Below are 21,834 nucleotides of genomic sequence, written 5' to 3' on the forward strand. Positions count from 1 at the left end.
GCGTGTGGATCGAACCCGCCACCGAGCACCAGCGTCACCTTGTCGCGGCCGACGAGCGCGAGCTCGCCGAGTGCCGCTCCGAGTGCCAGCGGCGCATTGCGAGCCGCATCGCGCTCGAGCTTCGCAACGTCGAGCTCCGCGATCGCCGAGTCCAGCAGGGCTGCAAGCGGAACGCCGAGCAAGGCGGCCGGGACGATTCCGAAGCACGATAGCGCCGAGTAGCGCCCCCCGATGTCGGCGGGATTTTCGAAGGTGTGGCGATAGCCACGGGTTGCAGCGAGCTGGCCGAGCGAAGTACCGGGATCGGTGATCGCGACGAATGCGCGACCCGCCTGGTCCCCGCGCGCCGCCTGCATCCACTCGAAGGCACGCTTCTCGAACGAAGCGACTTCGAGCGTGCCGCCCGACTTGGAAGCCACCAGCACCAGCGTGCGGCGCGGGTCATGGGCCGCGAAGGCAGCGGCGACCGCAGTCGGGGAAGTGTTGTCGAGCACCGCGACTTCGAGCCGCCCGGCGGCGACGCCGAACACCTGGCGCAGCACCTCGGGCGCGAGGCTCGAGCCGCCCATGCCCAGCAACAGCGCGTGCGTGAAACCTTCGGACGCCACGGCGTTCGCGAATGCTTCGAACTCGGAGACGCGCGCCCGCATGGAGCCCGGTGATTCGATCCAGCCGAGACGATTGCGAGCGACCGCGATGTGGGCGGGTTCCGTGCTCCAGATCGTGGCGTCGCGACCCGCGAGCCGACCGGCGAGGTCCTCGGCCGTGAATCGCACCAGCCGCGCGCTGACTGCGTGCTGGTGTACGCCGAGGGCGGTGCGCAGGGCGGCGCTCACGCGGCCATCTCGCGGCGGCGTTGTGCGATTGCCGAGAGCAACGCGTCGAACGACTTCTCGAACGACGCAACGCCTTCGGGCTCCAGCTCGTCGAGCAGGCGTGCGAGCGGGATGCCGAGCGCCGGCAGGCGTTCGAACAGGCGCCGTGCGGCGTCGACGTCGCGTTCGATGCGCGCCTCTGCGACTCCGTGATCGTTGAACGCCGCGAGCGTCTGAGGCGGCATGGTGTTGACGGTATCGGGCCCGATCAGCTCCTCGACGTAGAGCACGTCTCGATAGCTCTTGTTCTTGGTGCTGGTCGATGCCCACAGCGGTCGCTGAACGTGCGCGCCCTGCGCTGCGAGGGCCTGCCAGCGCGCACTGCCGAACACTACGCGGAAGCGTGCATAGGCGAGGCGTGCATTCGCGACCGCGGCGCGTCCCGGCAGGGTTTCCAGTTCGGCGCGTTCGGTCGCACCCGGCGGCAGCGCCGCGAGCGTCGTTTCGATCGCCTTGTCGACCTTGGCGTCGACGCGCGAAACGAAGAACGAGGCCACCGATCGAATGTCGCCCGGTGCGCCACCGCGTGCCACGCGGTCTTCGAGGCCGCCGAGGAACGCCTCGATGACTTGCTCGTAGCGCGCGAGCGTGAAGATCAGCGTCACGTTGACCGAGATGCCGAGGCCCAGCAGCGCGCGGATGGCGGGGAGTCCCGCCACGGTCGCGGGCACCTTGATCATCACGTTGTCGCGCGCCACCGCGGCGTGAAGTCGCTGCCCTTCCTCGATCGAGCCCGCCGTGTCGTGCGAAAGGCGTGGGCTGACCTCGAGACTCACCCGACCGTCGCGTCCGGCGGTGCTCCGATAGAGGGGCAGCAGCCGATCGCACGCGAGCTGAATGTCCTCGATCGCGAGTCGCTCGTAGAGCGCCAGGTCGTCGAGTCCGGCTGCGATGCCCGACTGGAGCGCGGCGTCGTAGTCGTGGCTGTCGGCAATCGCCTGCTGAAAGATGGTGGGGTTCGAGGTCACGCCGACCACGCCGTTGTCCCTCACCAGCCGATCGAATTCGCCGGAGTGCAGATGGCCCCTGCGGATGAAGTCCAGCCACACGCTCTGCCCCAGCGCCAGCAGCTGCTCGGCACGGCTTTTCATGGGTTCTCCGGAGGGGGAAGGGGGCGAGGCGTTCGGCCGACTGTTTCGCGGCTGAAGAATCGCGCGGACCGGGCGGAACGCGCAAGTCGGATTGGAGCGCCCGGGCCGATCCGCTAAGATTGCCGCGTTTCATTTACACCCCCGCGACTTCTCGCACCGGACGCTGTTTCATCCGGGACGTCGGCGCTGATGCTCCTCACCGAGACGAGAGACCCCCCGATGACGACGCACGCGAAGCTCCAGGCCTGGGTTGATGAGATGTCCGCGCTCTGTCAGCCCGACGCAGTCCACTGGTGCGACGGCTCCCCGTCGGAATACCAGTCGATGCTGCAGCGCCTGGTGCAGGCCGGGACCGCGCAGTGGCTGAATCCCGCCCGGCGCCCGAACAGTGTGTTCGTACGCTCGGATCCCGCCGACGTCGCGCGCGTGGAGGAGTTCACGTTCATCTGCTCGCGCCGCGCCGAGGATGCGGGTCCGACCAACCACTGGCGCGAACCGTCCGAGATGAAGGCGACGCTGACGCCACTGTTCCAGGGCTCGATGAAGGGCCGCACGATGTACGTGATCCCCTACAGCATGGGCCCGATCGGTTCGCCGATCGCGAAGATCGGGATCGAGTTGACCGATTCGCCCTACGTCGTTGCGAGCATGCACGTGATGGCGCGAGTCGGTTCGCGGGTGCTCGAAGCGCTGGGCGCCGACGGTGAGTTCGTGCGCGGGCTGCACTCGGTCGGCGCGCCGCTGGCGGCCGCCCAGGCGGACTCGCCGTGGCCCTGCAACGCGAACACCAAATACATCTGCCACTTTCCCGAGACTCGAGAGATCTGGTCGTACGGCTCGGGCTACGGCGGCAATGCGCTGCTCGGCAAGAAGTGTCACGCGCTGCGCATCGCCTCGGTGCAGGCCCGCGATGAAGGGTGGCTCGCCGAACACATGCTGATCCTCGGCATCACCGATCCGAAGGGACAGAAGATCTACGTCGCCGCCGCATTCCCATCGGCGTGCGGCAAGACCAACCTCGCGATGCTGCGGCCCACGCTGCCGGGCTGGAAGGTCGAGACGGTCGGAGACGACATCGCGTGGATGAAGTTCGGCGCGGATGGCCGGCTGTGGGCGATCAATCCGGAGGCCGGTTTCTTCGGTGTGGCACCGGGCACCAGCACGCGCAGCAATCCGAATGCGATGAGCACCATCGAGTCGAACTCCATCTTCACCAACTGCGCGCTCACGCCCGACGGCGACGTGTGGTGGGAGGAGATGACCGCAACGCCGCCGCCGCACCTCAGCGACTGGTTGCGGCGTCCCTGGACACCCGAAAGTGGTCGCAAGGCGGCGCATCCGAACGCGCGTTTCACCACGCCGGCTCGCCAGTGCCCCACGATCTCGCCCGAATGGGAGAGCCCGAGCGGGGTGCCGATCTCGGCGATCCTGTTCGGTGGGCGTCGCGCGAGCGTGATGCCGCTCGTCAACGAGGCGCTGTCGTGGCAGCACGGCACTTTCCTGGGCTCGATCATGAGCAGCGAGACCACTGCGGCCGCCGCCGGCGCAGTCGGAACGCTGCGTCACGATCCGTTTGCGATGCTGCCATTCTGCGGCTATCACATGGGCGACTACTTCGGGCACTGGCTCGGGATGGGTGCGAAGTCGGATGCCGCCAAGCTGCCGCGCATCTACTACGTGAACTGGTTTCGCAAGGGCGCCGACGGCAAGTTCCTGTGGCCCGGATACGGCGAGAACTCGCGGGTGCTCAAGTGGGTGTTCGAGCGCGTCACGGGAGCTGGAGACGCGATCGAGACCCCGATCGGACGGCTGCCGGCACGCGATGCGATCGATCGCACGGGGCTCAGCGTGGCCGATGGCTCGATGAACGAATTGCTGCGCGTGGATCTGGAGGGCTGGCTCGCCGAGTTGCCGGGCATCCGCAAGCACTTCGAAAAGTTCGGCGGCAAGCTTCCGTCGGGCCTCAGCGATGAGCTCAGTGCGCTCGAGAAGCGGCTGCAGGGAACGACGGTCGCGAGCAAAGCGGACGCGGCGGCGCCCTAGCCGACGGGTTCGCATTCGGTTTCCGAACCAGCTCTTCATCACGCCGAGTAGCTCGCAACCTGCGGATTCTGACGCCGGCAACTCGGTGCGGCTGTATTCGGCTCCGCGCTCGCCCATCGCAGCGCCGCCCGGTCTCGCTCACGAACGTGCAGTGGCCGCCGTCTCACAGCCACACCGTTTTCCGCACCGGTGCGGGCACGTAGCGACCCTGCGGCTTGCCGCGTCGAGGACAGGTGCGCGTGGCGGCTGCGAACTTGCGCTGTTCGAGCTGACGCACCAGCACCTTGAGCGCCCGGTCGAGCACCTGTGCGATGTCGCCCGAGGGAACTGCGTGGCCCAGCAGCGCCTGGGCGTAGCGCAGCTGGTCATGGGTTTCCTTCGCGAGCGTGACCTGCAGCGCGTAGCGGTCGGCCGAGAGCGGCGCGACCTTCGTCCGCGCGACTGGCGCTGGTACCGGAGCTGCGACTGGCACCAGAGCCTGCGCCGCCAGAAGTGTCTCATTTTGAAGTAGCTCCAGCGCCACCTCGGCAGTGTGTCCGGTCGCGACTCTCGCAGCGGGCGGAGCCGACAACACCATGGCCTGCAAGCTCGTCGGGAGATCGGGCTGCGGGAAGTGCTCCGCCAGCAACTGCTCCACTTCTTCCCTGGTCCTGTGGGTGGTGGCCGCGATGAGTTCATCCACCGACTCGGCAGTCAGGTGGGTCGCGAGCATGAGAACGGTGGTGAGATGAATCCGTCCATTTGCGATCGCGGGAAACAGCGCCGGATATTTTCGCGCGATGCGAGCCGCTCGGATGCGTCGCAACGCCGCGAACTGGGACAGCCGCAGCTCACCCACGCAGTAGGCGAGCATCGAGGAGTACGCGGCAGGCCGGTAGAGCTCGCGGGCCTCGACTTCGGCGAGATGCGCGAGCAGCGCGGCAGTGGTGGTGCGATCCGTGGCGACGAGCGAGGCGAGATCGCGCAGCAGCACCCGATCGGCGAGGTGCGAAAGCGAGTAGGAAGGCATGACGGGTCTCCGCGGCTGTGAGAGTCGCGGGGGCAGTGCTCTTCCTATCATGCGTGTTCGCGGCGCAATTGCAGGCCGGCACGGCGCCTCGCGGCGAGCCGCGCGAAAACATTTCAACGTCACACGAGTTCCGCGCAGCCCGGCGCACGTGGCGAACGCTGGAGCGATCTCGGCAAGCCGGTCGCGCATCGCGACGATTTCGGGCGCGAAAGTCGTCAAGCGAATTCTTTGATCCAGACCCGGCACTCTGGAAACGGATCAGCCCGTGAACCCCCGTCTCGATCCGCGGAACGAGCTTCAGCGCGACTCGACGCTGCCGACGCGCTCGAGGAGTGCCGCGAAGCGCTCATCGCCTCGGACCGCGTCGAGCTCGGGCGCCATGCGCAGGTCCTCGATCGTGATCTGCTGATTCGCGACCCCGCGCGCCAGCCACGAAAAGCCGCGGTGTCGATCCGAGATCTCGAACAGGCACAGCGCGGCGTCGAAACTCTCGACCTCGCCCAGCTCGATGAGCGTGCGCACCGCGCGGGCGGTGCGCTCGAATTGTGGCGTGCCCATCTCGCTGCGAAGGCGGATCCAGCGCTGCGGGCTGGCGCCGAGACTGTCGGCGAGGTGTGCTTCGGCGAGCGCGGGGCCGATCGCGCCGGCGGCCACGAGCACCCGGGCACGCATCGCGTGCGCGTCGGCGAACGTGGAGTCGAGCGTGAGCGTGCGTTCGAGCGCGCGTTCGGCGCGCGCGAACTGATGCAGGTAGTGATGGCAACGAGCCAGCTCGAGGCGTGCTGCGGCGGATCGCGGGTCCAGTTCGATCGCTCGCCGCGTCTGAACGAAGCGCTCGGGGAATCGATCCTGCTCACCCAGCAGTCGCGCGTAGCTGAGCCGGATCAGCGGATTCGCCGGTTGCTGATCGAGCGCCAGCTCGAAGAATCGCTCGGCGTCGGCCACCTCACCGTCGCATCGCCAGCGCACCCAGCCCCACGCGAGCTGCGCCTCCGCGCGCTGCGGCTCGAGCTTGAAAGATCGGAGCGCGACTTTGCGAAGTCGAGCACATGCTCCGGGGTCGAGATGCCCCGAGGACATCAGCGCGGCGCGGATTTCGACCTCGCCAAGTGCGTCCCACGCCGAACGGAAGGTGGTGTCAGCGCTCAGTGACTCGTCCAGCAGTTCGCGCGCGCGCTGCAGATCTTCGCTGCGTCCGCGCACCAGCAGGCGCCGCGCCCGCAGCCAGCTCGGAATCGCCTCGGGCGCCACTCGCGCGCCCGACTCGAAGCGGATCGACTCGTTCGGCAGGACGTCCGCGCGCAGGCTCTGAACCAGCGACTTGAGCATTCGATTGATCAGCGATTCAAATTCGGCGAGCGGAGCGGAAGCGCGCTGTTCCCAGATCACGAGTCCCGAGGCGCCGAGGCGCGCGATCAGGTGCACTCGCAAATCGCCGTCCACCTGCTGAACGGTCCCGGTGACGATCGCCTCGGCATGCAGCTCACGGGCGATGTCCTGCAGCGAGTCGGGCTCCGACGGGTAGGCGCGCGTCGAGATGCTCGAGATCACGCGCAGGTTGTCGAAGCAGGTGAGGCCGTGCGAGAGCGCATCGGCGAGTCCCAGCGACAGCACGCGGCCGTCGTCGGGAGACAGAGCGCGTAGTGGCAGCACTGCGACCGTCCGTACGTCGCCGGGCAGCACCGGAGCGCTCTCACCGGTCAGCAGCACATGCACGAGCCGGTCACGCGAGCGGCCCAGATTGAGCGCCAGGGCGAACACCAGCGTGAACGCCACGACGCCCGCGACCGAAACGCCGGCCCAGAATCGATCGACCCGCCGCATGGTGCGTTCCAGTTCGGTGCGGCCGTCCCGGGGTTCGAAGCGCTTGAGCTCGGTGGCGAGATCGAGCGCCGACAGATAGCGGCGATTCGGCTCCTTTTCGAGGCACGTGAGCACCACGTACTCGAGATCGCGCGAGACCTGACGATTGAAGCGCGAGGGCTGGGGCGCGGGCATGGTCGCGATCTGCGTGGCGAGCGAGGCGGCATCGGGCGAGTGATGCGGGCGCTCTCCGGTCAGCATCTCGTACAGGATCACGCCGAGCGAGTAGAGGTCCGAGCGGGCGTCGCCGCGCGTGCCCAGGACCTGTTCGGGTGCGGCGTAGGCCAGCCGATCGGCCGGAACCTGCAGTTCGCGATCGGGGCTCGCGTGGCGCCGCGCGCCCGCCTCATCGACGAAACGCGGCAGCCCGAAGTCGAGAATGCGAGCACCCCCATCGCCGGTCAGCACGATGTTGTGGGGATTCAGGTAGCGGTGCACCACGCCGCGCTCGTGTCCGGCCGCGAGCCCTTCCGCCACGTCATGGGCGACCCGCGTGGCGATGCGCTCGTGGAGTCGCCCGCGTTTGAGTGCGACCGCGAGCGTCTCGCCGGGCACGAATTCGGTCACCACCGCGTCGACGCCGTCCTCGCTGACGAAATCGAGCACGTCGGCGAGCCGGGAGTGATGCACACGGATCATCTGCAGCGCGTCGTGACGAAACGCGCGGCGTTCGTGATCGTCGCGCAGCAGTCCATCGGGCAGCACGCGCAATGCGACTTCGCGTCCGCTGCGCTCGTCGCGCGCCCGATAGACGGCGCCGAGGCGCCCGGTGCCGAGCGGCGCCACGATTCGATAGTGGGAAATGCGATTCCCGATCATGGGACGTCCGGGTCCCGGCGGAGGGCATCCATGGTGCCGGTGTTATCGGCCGTCGAGCCCGGAATCTGTTGCCCGGAATGGGTTTGCGGCCGCGGCGCCGACCGGCGGGCGGGGACTCGGATTCGCCCGGCTTTTCAGGTCTTCGACGACCCCGCGAGGGCCACCCGGGCCGCTCCCCACATCGCGGTCCGATCGTCGAGGATCACGTGCACCGGGACCCGTTCGACCAGTCTGCGAAGTCGCCCCTTCGAGTTGAATGCCTCGATGAACGCGCCGTCCTGCAGCAGCGTCAGCAATCGCGGCGCGATTCCACCGCCCAGGTAGACCCCGGCGGTGGCCAGCGCGCGCAGCGCCAGATTGCCGGCCTCGGCACCGTAGAATCGCGCGAACCACCGAACCGCGAGCCGCGCCCGCTCGCAGCTGCCGTCGAGGGCGGCCGCGGAAACGAGCGGCGCCAGGTCCTCGGCTCCGAGCGCGCGGGTGGCGAACTCGGCCGGTTCGCCGCCGCGCCCGGTTTCGCTGAGGAAGCGATAGATGTCAGCGAGTCCGCGACCCGACAGCACCCGTTCGACACTCACGTGTCCGTCGCTGAGCGCGTCGTAGCGCTGCGCGAGCCAGTTGTACAACTCGACGCCTTCCGCGTCGTGCGGCGCAAGGTCGGCGTGTCCGCCCTCGCTCGGCATCGGCAGCCAGCGATCGCCGACGCGGGCGACCGTGGCGAGGCCGAGACCCGTGCCGGCGGCGATCAGCGCGCGCGGGCCCGGATGCGGCGCGCCGATCTGAAGCGGGGCCAGTTCCGCTGGCGTCAGCAGGTCGAGGCCGTGCGCGGTGGCCTCGAGATCGTTGAGCAGCGAGACCGCAGCGTCTCCGAATGAGCGGGAGAGCACGCGCGAGTCGGCGACCCACGGCAGGTTCGCACCCTCGCAGCGGCCGTCGACCACCGGGCCCGCGATCCCGAACGTCGCCACGCTCGGTGGGGCATCGGAGGCGAGGAAGGAGATGACGAGCGCTTCGAGAGACGGGTAGTCTCGGCTCGCAAGTCGCGCCTCCCGGTGCGGCTCGCGTGGCGAGCCGCCGGGTGGATAGAGCGCGACGCGCGTCTTGGTGCCTCCGACATCCGCGGCGAGTATCACCTCGGCATCCTAAGCATCCGATCGTGGCCACGTCGAGGAGCTTCACGAGTCGGGGCAGCGCGCGAGTCGATTCGCAATCGAGAAAGGTGTGGCGTGAGCGATCACGAATCCGGGCTTCCTCCGCTCGGCGACGACGAGTTGAGACGCTACGGGCGGCATCTCGTGCTGCCCGAAGTCGGTCTCGAGGGCCAGCAGCGGCTCAAGGCCGCCCGCGTGCTGGTGGTGGGTGCGGGCGGGCTCGGTTCGCCGCTGGCGCTCTACCTGGCGGCAGCGGGGGTGGGCCGCATCGGCCTCGTCGACTTCGATCGGGTCGATCTCAGCAATCTGCAGCGGCAGGTGCTCTACGACACCCGCGACGTCGGCCGGGCCAAGCTCGCGGCCGCATCCGAGCGACTGCGCGCGCTGAATCCCGAGATCGAAGTTCGCGCCCACGAGGTGCGTCTCGCGAGCGACAACGCGTTCGAGATTCTGGGCGACTACGACGTGGTGGCCGACGGCACCGACAACTTCCCGACCCGCTACCTGGTGAACGACGCGTGCGTGTTGCTCGGCAAGCCGAACGTGCACGGGAGCATCTTCCGTTTCGAGGGCCAGGTCAGCGTGTTCGATGCGGCGCGCGGACCTTGCTATCGGTGTCTGTTCGCCGATCCGCCGCCCGCCGGCCTGGTGCCGAGCTGCGCAGAAGGCGGGGTGCTCGGCGTGCTGCCCGGCGTGATCGGCGTGCTGCAGGCGATCGAGACCGTGAAGCTGATTCTCGGCATCGGTGAGCCGCTGATCGGAAGACTGCTGATCTTCGACGCGCTCGCGATGCGGTTCCGCGAGCTCAAGTTGCGCAAGGATCCGAATTGCCGCCTGTGCGGTGCGAATCCGACCGTTCGCGCGCTCATCGACTACGAGTCATTCTGCGGCGTCGGCGCCGACGCCGCCGGAGCGGGTGCGGAACAGCTCACGGTTCGCGAGCTGGCCGGGCTGCGCGCGCGCGGCGAGGCGCCGGAGCTGCTCGACGTGCGCGAGCCGTTCGAAATTCGCGTGGCCCACCTCGAAGGTGCGAGGCTGATTCCGCTCGGCGGGCTCGCGGAGCGGGTCGCCGAGCTGGACCGCAGCCGGCCATGGGTGGTGATGTGTCACCACGGAACGCGCAGCGCGCGCGCCGCGGAGTTTCTGAGAGCGCAGGGGTTCACGAACGTCCGAAATCTCACCGGCGGCATCGATGCGTGGTCGCTCGAAGTCGACCCGACGGTGCCACGTTACTAACGCAGCTCGACCCGCCCACCGGGCCGCGATGCGATCGAGGAGAACATCGACATGAAGTCACGACTCCAGATCCAGTCGTCGGGACGGCGCGGCGCGGGCCGCCGCCTCGCCGCCAGCCTCGGCACCCTGTTCGCGCTCACGCTGTGGCTCGTGTGGGGTTGCTCGGTCAATCCGGTCACCGGCAAGAACGAGCTTTCGCTGATGAGCGCCGCGCAGGAAGTCGAGGTTGGCAAGGAAGGGCATCAGGCGGTGGTCTCCGAGTACGGGGTCTACCCGGATGCCGCGCTGTCGCGCTATGTCGACAGCCTCGGGCATGCGCTGGCGCGCGTGTCCCACCTGCCGAACCTCGACTGGCACTTCACGGTGCTCGATGATCCGATCGTCAACGCCTTCGCGCTGCCGGGCGGCTACATCTACGTGACGCGCGGCATCCTCGCGCACCTGAACTCGGAAGCGCAGCTCGCCGGAGTGGTCGGCCACGAGATCGGACACGTGACCGCGCGGCACGGTGCGAAACGCGCCACCCAGCAGCAGCTCACGGGACTTGGTCTAGGCGTCGCGGGGCTGCTCTCGAGCACGGTGCGCGAGTACAGCCAGGCGGCCCAGACGGCGCTCGGCCTGCTGATGCTCAAGTATGGGCGTGACGATGAGAATCAGGCCGACGAACTGGGCGTGAACTACTCGACCGGCGCGGGCTGGGACTCGCGCGAGATGCCGGGGACTTACGAACTGCTGGCGCGCATCGGCGCGCGCTCCGGATCGACGCTTCCGGGGTTCCTCTCGACTCACCCGGATCCCGGCGATCGCCAGGTGCGCACCACCAACCTCTCGCGCGCCGCGACCGCCGGCAAGACCGGTCTGATCGTGCGCGAGCGCGACTACGTGCGGCGGCTCAATGGCATGGTTTACGGCTCCGATCCGCGCAACGGCTACTTCGAGGGCGCGATGTTCTATCACCCCGAAATGGACCTGCAGATGTCATTCCCGTCCGGATGGCAGACGCAGAACAGCGCGCAAGCGGTGCTGGCGGTCAAGCCCGATCAGAAGGCCGGCCTGCAGCTCACGCTCGCGAACACCAACGGGCTCGCGCCCGCGGAGTTCGTCGCCGAGCTGCAACGCCAGGGCAAGCTCGCCGCGACCAACGGCTCCGGCGCTTCGATCGGCGGCTTCCCCGCCTGGTCGGGAGTCGCAACGGTGCCGAAGGCCGACGGCAGCACGGCGCGCATCGTGCTCGCCTTCGTGCGACGTGCCGAGAAGACGGTGCTGCAGCTGTCGGGTTCCTCGGCAGTGCCGGGCGACGCCGACGAGACCGCGCTGCTGCAGTCGATCCGATCGTTGCGCGCGATCTCGGACGCCTCGAAGCGCAATCCCGCGATCCCGCGTCTCAGTGTGATCGGCGCGCCGCGCTCCGGCAGCTTCCAGGAGGTGCTCAACGCGATCCCGAATCAGACGCTCGGCGCCGACGAGACGGCGATTCTCAACAATCGTCAGCTCGACCAGCCGGTGCAGTCGGGTGAGTCGATCAAGGTGGTCCGGTCGGGCGCGCGTTGAGGCCCGATGCGACTCCGGGGCGCGTCGTTCGCGGGCGCGCCCCGGAGTCGGCTAGCACGTTGGACTCGCGAACGTTCGCCCCGTCATGTGCGGAGTTTCACAACGCGGTTGACAGCCTCGTGACCGCTCGCTAGCTTGCCGCCCATCCATGAAGCGCGCCCTCGCCGCCATTTTGATCCTCGCGACGCTCGCAGCCGCCACCGCGGCGCTTTCCCAGTCGTTCGCGGTGCAGCTCGGGCGTGACAAGGGCCCCGTGCAGCCGATCAGCTTCCGTCACTCACTGCACGCCGACACGCTCGGCATGAACTGTCTCTACTGTCACACCGGCGCCGATCGCTCCGCGATCGCGAACATCCCGGCGGTGTCGACCTGCATGGGGTGTCACAAGATCGCGGGCGCCGACAAACCCGAAGTCATGAAGCTCACCGAGTACTGGGATCGTGGCGAAGCGGTGCCGTGGGTCGAAGTCTACCGGCTGCCCGATCACGTGAAGTTCAATCACAAGCGGCACGTGAAGGCGGGGGTCGAGTGCGTGACCTGCCACGGGCCGGTCGAAAAAATGGGCCGCGTCTATCAGTACTCGTCGCTCAAGATGGGCTGGTGCGTGAGCTGCCACCGCGACAATCTCGACCACCCTACGAATCCGGCGTCGATGGACTGCCTGGTTTGCCACCACTAGAGCCCATGTCAGACACCGTCCAATTCCAGCGCCGCGATTTCCTCAAGCTGATCGGGCTCGGCGTCGCCGGCGCCGCCTCGGGCTGCGCGCAGCCGGCCGATCACCTGATGCCGTACCTGGTGCAGCCGAACGACGTGCTGCCCGGCATTCCCTACTATTTCGCGACCACCTGCCGCGAGTGCCCGTGCGGCTGCGGCGTGATCGCGAAGCAGCGCGAAGGGCGTGCGATCAAGGTCGAAGGCAATCCGCAGCATCCCGTCAATGGCGGTGGTCTGTGCGCGCGCGGTCAGTCGTCGCTTCAGGGTCTCTATAACCCGGATCGACTGAAGACGCCGATGATTCGCGACGGTGCGAACTGGAAGGCGACGACGTGGGACGAGGCGCTGGCGCTCGCAACCGCGAAGCTGAGCGGCGCTCGCGGCAAGGCGGCTCTCGTCACCGATCACGTGTCGGGATCGCTGCACGCGCTGGCGGCCGAGTGGTCGCGTGGTGCCGGGGCGACGCACCTGGTCTACGAGCCGTTCGCCTACGAGAGCCTCCGCGAGGCGAACCGGCGCACGTTCGGGACGTCGGCGATCGCCGATGTCGATTTCGCGCGCTCCGAGATGCTGGTGAGCTTCGGTGCCGATTTCCTCGAGACCTGGATGAACCCGGTTCGCAATGCGCGCGGCTTCGCTGCGTTTCGCGCCAAGGCGTTCAGCGGCTCCGGTCGCTTCGTGGCGATCGAGCCGCGCCAGTCCCTGACGGGTGCGAATGCCGATGAGTGGATCGCCGTGCGTCCGGGCGGCGAGATGGCGCTGGCGCTCGCCATGACTCACGTGCTGATCGAAGAGGGGCTGGCGAAGGTGGCGACGGCCGGCGCTCGTGAAGCGGTCGCGGCCTTCGCTCCCGAAGCGGTCTCCGAGCTCACCGACGTCACGGCCGAGCGGATTCGCGAGCTCGCGCGTGCGTTCGTTGCGCGCGCACCGAGCCTCGCGGTGGCGGGTGGGATCTCCACGCAGAGCGATCAGGCGGTGGCATTGCTGGCCGCCGTCAATCTGCTCAACTGGGTGGCCGGCAACGTCGGCGAGACGGTGCGCTTCGATCGCGCCGTCGACTTCGACGCCGTGGCGCCGTTCGCCGAGGTGCAGAATCTGATCGGTGCGATGGGCGAGGGACGCATCGAAGCGCTGGTCGTGATCGGTGCCAATCCGGTCTACGCGACGCCCGCATGGGCAGGCTTCGCCGCGGCACTCGACAAGGTTCCTTTCAAGCTCGCGCTCGCCACCACGCTCGACGAGACCGTTGCGCACTGCGACCTGGTGCTGCCGATCCGTCACGGGCTCGAGTCGTGGGGAGATTCCGAGGTGCTGCGAGGCGTCCATTCGCTGCAGCAGCCCGGCATGAAGCACGTGCCGATGTTCGAGAGCCGCGAAACCGGCGACGTGCTGATCGCGCTGGCCAAGTCCGCGGGCTTCGGTGCGAACTATCCGGACGCGTGGCTCGACTACCTGAAGGCGCGTTGGGCGACGCACCACAAGCGCCTGGGTGGCGGCCGCTCGTGGGACGATTTCTGGGCCGATGCGCTTCAGGCCGGCGGGGTGTGGGAGGACGCGGGCGCGATCAATGTCCGGTGGGCCGGCGCTCCGGCGTTCGCAAACCCGACGCTGGACGGCGCCGGAGATCTCGCGCTGCTGCTCTATCCGTCTGCAAACCTGTTCGACGGCCGCGGTGCGAACAAGGCGTGGCTGCAGGAATTGCCGGACCCGACCACCAAGGTGGTGTGGGGATCGTGGGCGGAGTTGCACCCTGAGACCGCCGCAAAGCTCGGCGTCAAGATGGGCGATGCCGTCTCAGTCACCACCGAGGCGGGTGCGGTCACGCTGCCGGCGTATCTGTACGACGGCATCCGACCCGACGCGGTCGCGATTCCGCTCGGGCAGGGCCACACCGCTTACGGCCGCTACGCGAATGGTCGCGGCGTGAGTGCGCTCGGGCTGTTGTCACCGTCTCAGGATGCCGCCTCGGGCGCGGTCGCCTACCTGCGCTCGCGCGCGAAGGTGGCGCGCGCTTCGCAGGCGGTCGACCTTACGATGTCGCAACTCGAGAAGCATCAGCACGACCGCGGGATCGCCCAGGTGGTTCCGCTCGCCGCGATCGCGGGACTCGCCGGTGCCGCCGCGCATGGCGCAGCGGGCGGCGCGGCCGCGAGTGGTCATGCGGCGGGCGGGCACGGGCACCACGTGGAATTCCCGATGGCCACCAAGCCGGGCCGCAATACCGAGCCCATGGCGCGGCCCGAGGGTTGGAAGCCGCCGGCGCATGCGGTGAGCGCGTTCGAGCCGGCCGAGAAGGCCCGGCACCCGCGGAACAATCCGGTCACCGAGGGCAGCTACAAGAACGCCAAGCATCGATGGGCGATGGCGATCGACCTCCACCGTTGCAACGGCTGCAGCGCGTGCGTGGTCGGCTGCTACGCCGAGAACAACATCCCGACCGTGGGCCCCGCGATGGTCAAGCGCGGGCGCGAGATGGCGTGGATCCGTATCGAGCGCTTCGAGGAGTCGCTGGGACCCGGCAAGAAGAACGACGTGCGGCACATCCCGATGATGTGCCAGCACTGCGGCGACGCGCCGTGCGAGATCGTGTGTCCGGTTTACGCGACCTATCACAACCCCGAGGGCCTGAACGCGCAGATCTACAACCGTTGCGTGGGGACGCGTTATTGCTCGAACAACTGTCCCTACAAGGTGCGCGCGTTCAACTTCTTCGACTATTCGGCGCCCGAGAAGGACACGTTCGCGTTCCCCGAGCCGCTCAACTGGCAGCTCAATCCCGACGTGACCGTGCGCTCGAAGGGCGTGATGGAGAAGTGCACGATGTGCGTGCAGCGCATTCTCGAGGTCAAGGGCACGGCGCGCGACGAACATCGCGACGTGCATGACGGCGAGATCAATACCGCGTGCGCGCAGTCCTGCCCGACCGAGGCGATCGTGTTCGGAGATCTCATGGACGACGAGAGCAAGGTGTCGAAGCTCTCGCGTCGCGACGACCGCCGGTACTGGGTGTTCGGCGAGCTCAACACCAAGCCGGGCGTGACGTATCTCAAGAAAGTGACGCCGGAAGCATGAAGCGAGGACGGCCGTGAGCCACGGGCTGGTGGATCCGAACGACCCCGAAGTTCCGAAGATCTCCGCGCGTCAGCTCAATGACGACGTGCTGCGGCTCATCAGCATGCCGGGCAAGATCTGGTGGGCGGTGTTCCTGCTCGATCTGGCGGTGCTCGCGATCGCGCTGATCACGGTGCGCAATCTGATCTACTACGGGTGGGGCACCACCGGCTTCATGCGCCCGGTCATGTGGGCGGTCGACATCACGAACTTCGTGTTCTGGGTCGGCATCGCGCACTGCGGCACGCTGGTTTCAGCGGTGCTGTTTCTGTTCCGATCGCACTTCCGGCGTGCGGTGTACCGCGTCGCGGAAGCCATGACGGTGTTCGGAGTGCTGACGGCCGCGATGTTCCCGGCCATCCACACCGGCCGTCCGTGGTTCGACTACTGGTTGTTCCCGTATCCGAATCAGCGCCAGATCTGGACCAACGTGCGCTCGCCGCTCGAATGGGACGTTTTCGCGGTCAACACTTACCTGACCGTTTCGAGCATCTTCTTCCTGGTCGGATTGATTCCCGATGTCGCGGCGTTGCGCGACCGGACCAAACACCCGCTCATGAAGCTGCTGTACACCGCCATGTCGTTCGGCTGGACCGGCGCCAACTATCAGTGGAAGCACTTCTACGGCGCCTATCTGTTCTTCGCAGCACTCGCCACCCCGCTGGTGTTCTCGGTGCACAGCGTGGTGTCGTGGGACTTCGCGATGTCGCTCAACCCCGGCTGGCACAGCACGCTGTTCGCGCCCTACTTCGTGGCCGGCGCGATCTTCTCGGGCGTCGCGTTCGTGATCAATCTGCTGGTCGTGATCCGCAGGGTCTACAAGCTCGAGCACATCGTGACGCTCGAGCACATGGAGAAGCTCGCCAAGCTGGTGCTGCTGACCTCGACCATGGTCGGCTACTCGTACCTGACCGAGTTCTTCGTGGCGTGGTACGGACCGAATCACTACGAGCGCGACGTGTTCTGGAATCGCGCGTTCGGGCACTACTGGTGGGCGTTCTGGATCATGTTCAGCTGCAACGTGATCATCCCGCTGTCGCTGTGGTTCAAGCCGATCCGTCGCAACATGACGATCCTGTTCGTGCTGTGTCTGTTCGTGAACGTCGGCATGTGGTTCGAGCGCTTCACGATCATCGTCACCTCGCTGTACCGCTCGTTCGATCCCGCAACCTGGATCCCCTACAAGATGTCGTGGGCGGAAGGCGCGCTGATCGCCGGCTCGTTCGCGTGGTTCTTCATGTTCTTCCTGATCTTCATCCGGGTGCTGCCGGCATTCTCGATCGCCGAGATCAAAGAGACGTTGCCGGTGCCGAAGCGGAGAAAGCCGTCATGATGAACATGCTCATGAAGCTGATCTTCCCGCCGCCGCCCAAGTTCCACGGTGTGATGGGGATCTACGAGTACGTCGACGATGCGACCGCGGCCGTCCATGCGTTGCGGCAGGCGGGGCACAAGCATCTGCAGGTGTTCTCGCCGATTCCGCACCACGAGATCGAGGCGGCACTCGAGCAGGGCCCGTCGCTGATCCGCTGGATCACGTTCTCGGGCGGAGTGCTCGGATTCACCGGTGGCATGGCGCTGTGCTTCTACACCGTGACGTCGTGGCCGCTGGTGGTGGGCGGCAAGGAGCTGATCTCGGTGCCGGCGTTCATGATCGTCACCTACGAGTCGATGATCCTGCTCGCGGGACTCTCGACGCTGCTCGGCATGCTGGCGCTCGCGCGGTTGCCCGAAGTGCGCGCGGTGGCTCCCTACGATCCGCGCTTCCAGGAAGACCGGATCGGGCTGTGGGTCGCGTGCTCCGGCGAGACCCAGGAGAAGGTGCGCGAAATGATGCGCGGCCAGGGTGCCGAGGAGGTGCAGGTCCATGTTTAAACTGCTCGGATCGTTCGTCTCGGCGATCGTGCTGACGGTGTGGTCGCTTGGCAGTGTGCAGCAGGGGATCAAGGACGTGCGTACCAGTCTCACCCAGCTGAAATACGCGCCGATCCGCGACATGCGCCGCACGGTGGCGCTGTCACCGCAGAAGTTCTACACGCAGGGTCCCGATTCGCTCACGATTCCGGTCACCGGCTGGGGCGATCGAGTGGATCCGCTGGCACTCGAGGCCGACCGCGAGGCGGTCTCGGCGCGGCTGCGCAATCCGATCGAGTCGACCGAGCTGTCGATCGCGAACGGCGACGCCGTCTACAAGAAGATGTGCGTGCCCTGCCACGGCTCCGACATGGCGGCCGACGGGCCGGTCGCCGCGGCGTTCATGCCGCCGCCCGATCTGCTCGGCGAGGCGACGCGCGGACGCACCGACGGCTTCATCTACGCCTACATCCGTCACGGCGGCGTAGTCATGCCGCGCTATGGCCAGTCGGTCACCGCGCACGAAGCGTGGGACCTGGTGAACTTCATCCGGCATCGCCAGAAGACGACTTCCCGATGAGCCACGAGGCGATCCTCAAAGACATCGCAGCGAAGCTCCCGGTCACGCCGAACGCCCGCAAGCGCCAGCTGTGGATCGCGTGCTTCGTGATCGGACTGGCTTCGTTCGGATTCCTGCTGTTCACGAACCCGCAACGCGGCTGGGCCTCGTGGCTGATCAACACGATGTTCTGGCTCGGCGTCGCGATGGGCGGGGTGGTGCTGGCCTCCGCGATTCGCCTGACGAACGGTCGCTGGGGCGGACCGATCATGCGCATCGGCGAGTCGTTCTCGGCCTACCTGCCGCTCGGTATCGCGACGCTGGTGGTGTTGCTGATCGGCGGCGTGCCGCAGCTCATGCCGTGGGCGCACGATGTGAATCCGCGTCAGGCCGCCTATCTCAACCTGCCGTTCCTGTGGATCCGCTCGGTCGGTGGGCTGCTGTTGTTCTGGTGGCTGGCGCGGCGCCTGGTCAACAACTCGCTTCGCATGGACGCGCAACACCTGAAGGCCTACGTCGCGCCGTCGCTCAAGCCGACCTACGACAAGCTCGCCGAAGGCTGGCGCGGCGATGCGCAGGAGCGCGACCGCTATCGCCACGAAGTCGCCCATCAGTCGCCGCAGATCGCGCTGCTGTTCGCGGTGCTCTACAGCGTGATGGCGTGGGACTTCTTCATGTCGATCACGCCGAACTGGGCGAGCGGCATGTTCGGCTGGTTCGTCTATGCCGCCGCGTTCAACACCGGAGTCGCGATGACCGCGTTCGTGGCGGCGCAGGTGCGTTCCAAGTACCGGCTCGAGAGCTACATCACGCCGAATCACTTCTGGGACATCGGCAAGGTGATGTTCAGCTTCTGCATCTTCTGGGTCTACACGTTCTGGTCGCACTACCTGCCGATCTGGTACGCGAACATGCCCGAGGAGACGTGGTGGGTGTTCATCCGGTTCGAGGAGCCGTGGCGGACGCTGTCGTTCACGGTCTTCACCTTGATCTTCCTGATTCCGTTCTTCGGACTGATGAACAAGGCCACCAAGTCGAGCCCGTTCTGGATGACGCTGTTCACGCTCAACGTGATGGCGGGCGTGTGGCTCGAACGCCACGTGATCGTGATGCCCTCGGTGCACCCGGAGAGCGTGTGGCTGGGCCTGCCGGAGATCGGGATCGGGATCGGATTCATGGGGCTGTTCGGCTGGGCGGTTCAGGGATTCCTCACCCGCTTCCCGTGCGTCAAGGTGATCGACGTCTTAGCGGCATCCGAGGGGCACGGGCACTAGCGCGAACGATTCGTCGCGCAGTTGACGCCCGGCCCCGGTTCACGGGACCGGGCGTTTTCGTTGGTGAGTGCCGGGATGGCGAAATGGCAGACGCAGCGGACTTAAAATCCGCAGGGCTCACGCCCATGCAGGTTCGAGTCCTGCTCCCGGCACCACGCTTCATTGTGGTACTTCTCGCGGCACATGAATCCGCTCCGCCGTGGTGGTCTGCTGCTGCACCCGACGTCGCTGCCCGGACGCTTCGGCATCGGCGATCTGGGACCCGAGGCATCGCGCTGGGTTCAGGCCGTCGCCGAATCGGGTCTCTCGCTGTGGCAGGTGCTGCCGCTCGGGCCGACCGGATTCGGCGACTCGCCCTATCAGTGCTTCTCGGCGTTCGGCGGAAATCCGTTGCTGGTGAGCCCCGAGCGATTGCGCGAAGACGGCCTGCTGACCGCTGCCGATCTCGACTCCACCCCGGCGTTTCCGCTCTCGCACGTGGACTTCGGACCGGTGATCGCGTTCAAGTCTGCGCTTCTCGACCGCGCCTTCGAGCGCTTCGAGTCCTCGCCTCCGGCGGCACTGCGTGGCGCATTCGAAGCGTTCGGTGAGGCGCAGGACCACTGGCTCGACGACTACGCATTATTCGCGGCCCTCAAGCGGGAGTACGGCGGCTATGCGTGGACCCGCTGGGCGCCTGAACTCGCGCGCCGTGAACCCGCCGCACTCGCCGTCGCGCGAGCTCGACTGGCGCGTGAGCTGCGTTCCGAGCGTTTCCGCCAGTTCGCGTTCTTCCGCCAGTGGAGCCGACTGCGCGAGGAGGCACGCGCGGCCGGAGTCGCGATCGTCGGCGACGTGCCGATCTTTGTTGCGCACGACAGCGCCGACGTGTGGGCGCATCCCGAACTGTTCCATCTCGATGCGCAGCTGCAGCCTTCGATCGTGGCCGGCGTGCCGCCCGACTACTTCAGCGCCACCGGCCAGCGGTGGGGGAATCCGCTCTATCGCTGGGACGTGCTCGAGGCGCGCGGCTACGACTGGTGGGTGGAGCGTCTGCGCGCAGTGCTCGAGCTGGTGGACCTGGTGCGACTCGATCACTTCCGCGGATTCGACACTTACTGGGAAGTGCCGGCCGACTCCGCCACCGCCGAGCACGGGCGCTGGGTCGCCGGGCCCGGCGACGACTTCTTCCGTGCGATGCGAGACGCCCTCGGCGGGCTGCCGCTGATCGCCGAGGACCTGGGCGACGTGCGGCCCGAAGTGCTCGAGCTTCGCGATCGCTGGGGACTTCCGGGAATGACCGTGCTGCAGTTCGGTTTCGAGGCCGACGATCACGAGTTCGCACCGCACCGTCACGTGCCACAACGCGTCGTCTACACCGGCACGCACGACAACGACACCACGCGCGGCTGGTTCGCCGCGGCCGAAGAGTCGACGCGCGACCGCTTGCGACGCTACCTGGCGACCGATGCGCACGACGTGGCATGGGATCTGATCCGTGAGGCGTTTCGCTCGGTGGCCACGACCGCGATCGTGCCGCTGCAGGACGTGCTCGACCTCGGTGCCGAAGCACGCATGAACCTGCCGGGCCGCCCGGCCGGCAACTGGACCTGGCGCTTCACCGCGGATCGCTTCGGCGCGGCCCCACGCGAGCGACTGCGCGAACTGGCGAGTCTCTATGGACGCCGCGCCGTGGACGCGGGCGCATCGTCCGACCTATCCTCGAGGCGTGCCGGATGACTTCGTGGAGGAACCGACCATGGTGACGTTCACCGAACGCGCACACGCCAAGATCCTCGAACTGCTCGCGGCCGAGGAACGGCGCGGCCTCGCCCTGCGCTTCGCGATCGACGGGCGCGGGCCGGTCGGCTGGCAGTACCGCCTCGGCTTCGTGGGACCCGAAGAGCGTCGCGACGACGACACCGTCGTGGACGCAAACGGTTTCGAGATCTACGTCGATCCGCACAGCCTCACGCGACTCAGAGGCGCCGCCGTCGACTTCGTCGAGACACTCATGGAGAGCGGCTTCAAGATCGAGAATCCCAACTCGCCGTGGACCGACCCGCTCGCGGCCCGCATCGCGCGCATTCTCGAGACCGAGATCAATCCTGCGGTCGCGAGCCACGGGGGCGTGGTGACGCTGATCGACGTGACCGACGGAGTGGTGCGGTTGTCGCTCGGCGGCGGCTGTCAGGGTTGCGGCATGGCGCAGGTCACGCTGCGCGAAGGCATCGAGCAGCGGCTGCGCGAAGCGGTTCCGGAGATCGTCGAAATCATCGATGCGACCGACCACGCCGCGGGGGCGAATCCGTTCTTCGCTTCCGCCGAGAAGGGGAGCTCGCCGCTCGCCTGACGGCTCCTCGAGCCCGGGAGCCGAGTGCCGGATGTGATCAAAACGAAACGGGACCGCGACGACTCGTCGCGGTCCCGTTCGTTTCGCTGCTTCGATCGCACTCGTTACGTCAGTCGGTCATCCGCCCGCGGATCTCGTAGTTCACGCCCGAATCCGCACTGGCGACCGGCTGCTTCTTCGCGTTCGGTTCGATTCCCCATCCCTTGAGATCGAGCTGCGAGGCCGCGACCGCCGATGCCTCGGGCGCCATCGTCGGCGCCCGCTTGGTCGCCCCGAGGATCAGAATCATGGCGCCGAGCACCGTCACGATTGCCGCCAGCCCGAAGGCCGTCCATGCCTGTCGGCTCAT

At 67.4% G+C, this 21,834-nt stretch carries 17 protein-coding genes and 1 tRNA gene; 12 read left to right on the forward strand and 6 right to left on the reverse strand.

Annotated features, from left to right (window positions below):
- On the reverse strand, nt 1-836 hold an 836-nt coding region (locus HOP12_04485; protein ID NOT33411.1), incomplete at its 3' end, for a transaldolase.
- On the reverse strand, nt 833-1,966 hold the full coding sequence (gene tal / locus HOP12_04490; GenBank protein ID NOT33412.1) for a transaldolase: 1,134 nt from the start codon (nt 1,964-1,966) through the stop codon (nt 833-835). The genes HOP12_04485 and tal, both read right to left, overlap by 4 nt.
- A gap of 186 nt (nt 1,967-2,152) precedes the next feature.
- Between tal and HOP12_04495 the strand changes: the two genes are divergently transcribed.
- Complete coding sequence (locus HOP12_04495) at nt 2,153-4,009, forward strand: phosphoenolpyruvate carboxykinase (GTP) (protein ID NOT33413.1); 1,857 nt, start codon at nt 2,153-2,155, stop codon at nt 4,007-4,009.
- Between the two features lie 163 nt (nt 4,010-4,172).
- Here HOP12_04495 and HOP12_04500 read toward each other — a convergent pair whose 3' ends face one another.
- The 3 genes from HOP12_04500 to glk all read right to left on the reverse strand — a co-directional run bounded on the left by HOP12_04500 (nt 4,173) and on the right by glk (nt 8,833).
- Nucleotides 4,173-5,018, reverse strand: a complete 846-nt coding sequence (locus tag HOP12_04500; GenBank protein ID NOT33414.1) for a hypothetical protein — start codon at nt 5,016-5,018, stop codon at nt 4,173-4,175.
- A gap of 297 nt (nt 5,019-5,315) precedes the next feature.
- Nucleotides 5,316-7,700 carry a protein kinase gene (locus HOP12_04505; GenBank protein NOT33415.1) on the reverse strand — a complete coding sequence of 795 codons (2,385 nt, stop codon included), beginning with the start codon at nt 7,698-7,700 and terminating at the stop codon, nt 5,316-5,318.
- A gap of 134 nt (nt 7,701-7,834) precedes the next feature.
- Complete coding sequence (gene glk, locus HOP12_04510) at nt 7,835-8,833, reverse strand: glucokinase (protein NOT33416.1); 999 nt, start codon at nt 8,831-8,833, stop codon at nt 7,835-7,837.
- On the opposite strand from glk, the gene moeB reads away from it, so the two are divergent.
- The 11 genes from moeB to HOP12_04565 all read left to right on the forward strand — a co-directional run bounded on the left by moeB (nt 8,753) and on the right by HOP12_04565 (nt 21,485).
- On the forward strand, nt 8,753-10,087 hold the full coding sequence (moeB, locus tag HOP12_04515; protein NOT33417.1) for a molybdopterin-synthase adenylyltransferase MoeB: 1,335 nt from the start codon (nt 8,753-8,755) through the stop codon (nt 10,085-10,087). The two genes, glk and moeB, sit on opposite strands and share 81 nt — an antisense overlap.
- Before the next feature lie 51 nt (nt 10,088-10,138).
- Nucleotides 10,139-11,638, forward strand: a complete 1,500-nt coding sequence (locus tag HOP12_04520) for a M48 family metalloprotease (protein ID NOT33418.1) — start codon at nt 10,139-10,141, stop codon at nt 11,636-11,638.
- A gap of 148 nt (nt 11,639-11,786) precedes the next feature.
- Nucleotides 11,787-12,317 carry a cytochrome c3 family protein gene (locus HOP12_04525; protein ID NOT33419.1) on the forward strand — a complete coding sequence of 177 codons (531 nt, stop codon included), beginning with the start codon at nt 11,787-11,789 and terminating at the stop codon, nt 12,315-12,317.
- A 5-nt stretch (nt 12,318-12,322) separates the two neighbouring features.
- A complete protein-coding gene (locus HOP12_04530; protein NOT33420.1) occupies nt 12,323-15,427 on the forward strand; it encodes a molybdopterin-dependent oxidoreductase in 3,105 nt (1,034 codons plus the stop codon).
- A gap of 103 nt (nt 15,428-15,530) precedes the next feature.
- Nucleotides 15,531-16,799, forward strand: a complete 1,269-nt coding sequence (gene nrfD, locus HOP12_04535) for a polysulfide reductase NrfD (GenBank protein NOT33421.1) — start codon at nt 15,531-15,533, stop codon at nt 16,797-16,799.
- Nucleotides 16,796-17,341: a DUF3341 domain-containing protein gene (locus HOP12_04540; GenBank protein NOT33422.1), complete on the forward strand. Its 546-nt coding sequence runs from the start codon at nt 16,796-16,798 to the stop codon at nt 17,339-17,341. Before nrfD ends, HOP12_04540 begins: the two co-directional genes overlap by 4 nt.
- Nucleotides 17,334-17,900: a cytochrome c gene (locus HOP12_04545; protein NOT33423.1), complete on the forward strand. Its 567-nt coding sequence runs from the start codon at nt 17,334-17,336 to the stop codon at nt 17,898-17,900. Before HOP12_04540 ends, HOP12_04545 begins: the two co-directional genes overlap by 8 nt.
- Nucleotides 17,897-19,153 (forward strand): hypothetical protein, encoded by a 1,257-nt coding sequence (locus tag HOP12_04550; GenBank protein ID NOT33424.1) that lies wholly within the window; start codon nt 17,897-17,899, stop codon nt 19,151-19,153. The genes HOP12_04545 and HOP12_04550 overlap by 4 nt, the downstream gene beginning before the upstream one ends.
- Before the next feature lie 69 nt (nt 19,154-19,222).
- Nucleotides 19,223-19,308 (forward strand) — tRNA-Leu (locus HOP12_04555).
- A gap of 28 nt (nt 19,309-19,336) precedes the next feature.
- A complete protein-coding gene (malQ, locus tag HOP12_04560) occupies nt 19,337-20,872 on the forward strand; it encodes a 4-alpha-glucanotransferase (protein ID NOT33425.1) in 1,536 nt (511 codons plus the stop codon).
- A gap of 19 nt (nt 20,873-20,891) precedes the next feature.
- A complete protein-coding gene (locus tag HOP12_04565; GenBank protein ID NOT33426.1) occupies nt 20,892-21,485 on the forward strand; it encodes an iron-sulfur cluster assembly accessory protein in 594 nt (197 codons plus the stop codon).
- A 109-nt stretch (nt 21,486-21,594) separates the two neighbouring features.
- Here the strand turns inward: HOP12_04565 and HOP12_04570 are convergent, their stop codons facing one another.
- The gene (locus HOP12_04570; GenBank protein NOT33427.1) at nt 21,595-21,834 is read right to left on the reverse strand and encodes a hypothetical protein; all 240 of its coding nucleotides are present in this window, start codon (nt 21,832-21,834) and stop codon (nt 21,595-21,597) included.

This window comes from Candidatus Eisenbacteria bacterium (genome assembly GCA_013140805.1).
Taxonomy (GTDB): domain Bacteria; phylum Eisenbacteria; class RBG-16-71-46; order RBG-16-71-46; family RBG-16-71-46; genus JABFRW01.

Coding starts and splice junctions, on each gene's coding strand:
- HOP12_04545 (NOT33423.1), top strand. CDS start 17,334: ATGTTTAAACTGCTCGGATCGTTCGTCTCGGCGATCGTGCTGACGGTG.
- malQ (NOT33425.1), top strand. CDS start 19,337: ATGAATCCGCTCCGCCGTGGTGGTCTGCTGCTGCACCCGACGTCGCTG.
- HOP12_04500 (NOT33414.1), bottom strand. CDS start 5,018: ATGCCTTCCTACTCGCTTTCGCACCTCGCCGATCGGGTGCTGCTGCGC.
- HOP12_04520 (NOT33418.1), top strand. CDS start 10,139: ATGAAGTCACGACTCCAGATCCAGTCGTCGGGACGGCGCGGCGCGGGC.
- HOP12_04540 (NOT33422.1), top strand. CDS start 16,796: ATGATGAACATGCTCATGAAGCTGATCTTCCCGCCGCCGCCCAAGTTC.
- HOP12_04550 (NOT33424.1), top strand. CDS start 17,897: ATGAGCCACGAGGCGATCCTCAAAGACATCGCAGCGAAGCTCCCGGTC.
- HOP12_04505 (NOT33415.1), bottom strand. CDS start 7,700: ATGATCGGGAATCGCATTTCCCACTATCGAATCGTGGCGCCGCTCGGC.
- HOP12_04565 (NOT33426.1), top strand. CDS start 20,892: ATGGTGACGTTCACCGAACGCGCACACGCCAAGATCCTCGAACTGCTC.
- HOP12_04525 (NOT33419.1), top strand. CDS start 11,787: ATGAAGCGCGCCCTCGCCGCCATTTTGATCCTCGCGACGCTCGCAGCC.
- nrfD (NOT33421.1), top strand. CDS start 15,531: ATGCCGGGCAAGATCTGGTGGGCGGTGTTCCTGCTCGATCTGGCGGTG.
- tal (NOT33412.1), bottom strand. CDS start 1,966: ATGAAAAGCCGTGCCGAGCAGCTGCTGGCGCTGGGGCAGAGCGTGTGG.
- HOP12_04530 (NOT33420.1), top strand. CDS start 12,323: ATGTCAGACACCGTCCAATTCCAGCGCCGCGATTTCCTCAAGCTGATC.
- HOP12_04570 (NOT33427.1), bottom strand. CDS start 21,834: ATGAGCCGACAGGCATGGACGGCCTTCGGGCTGGCGGCAATCGTGACG.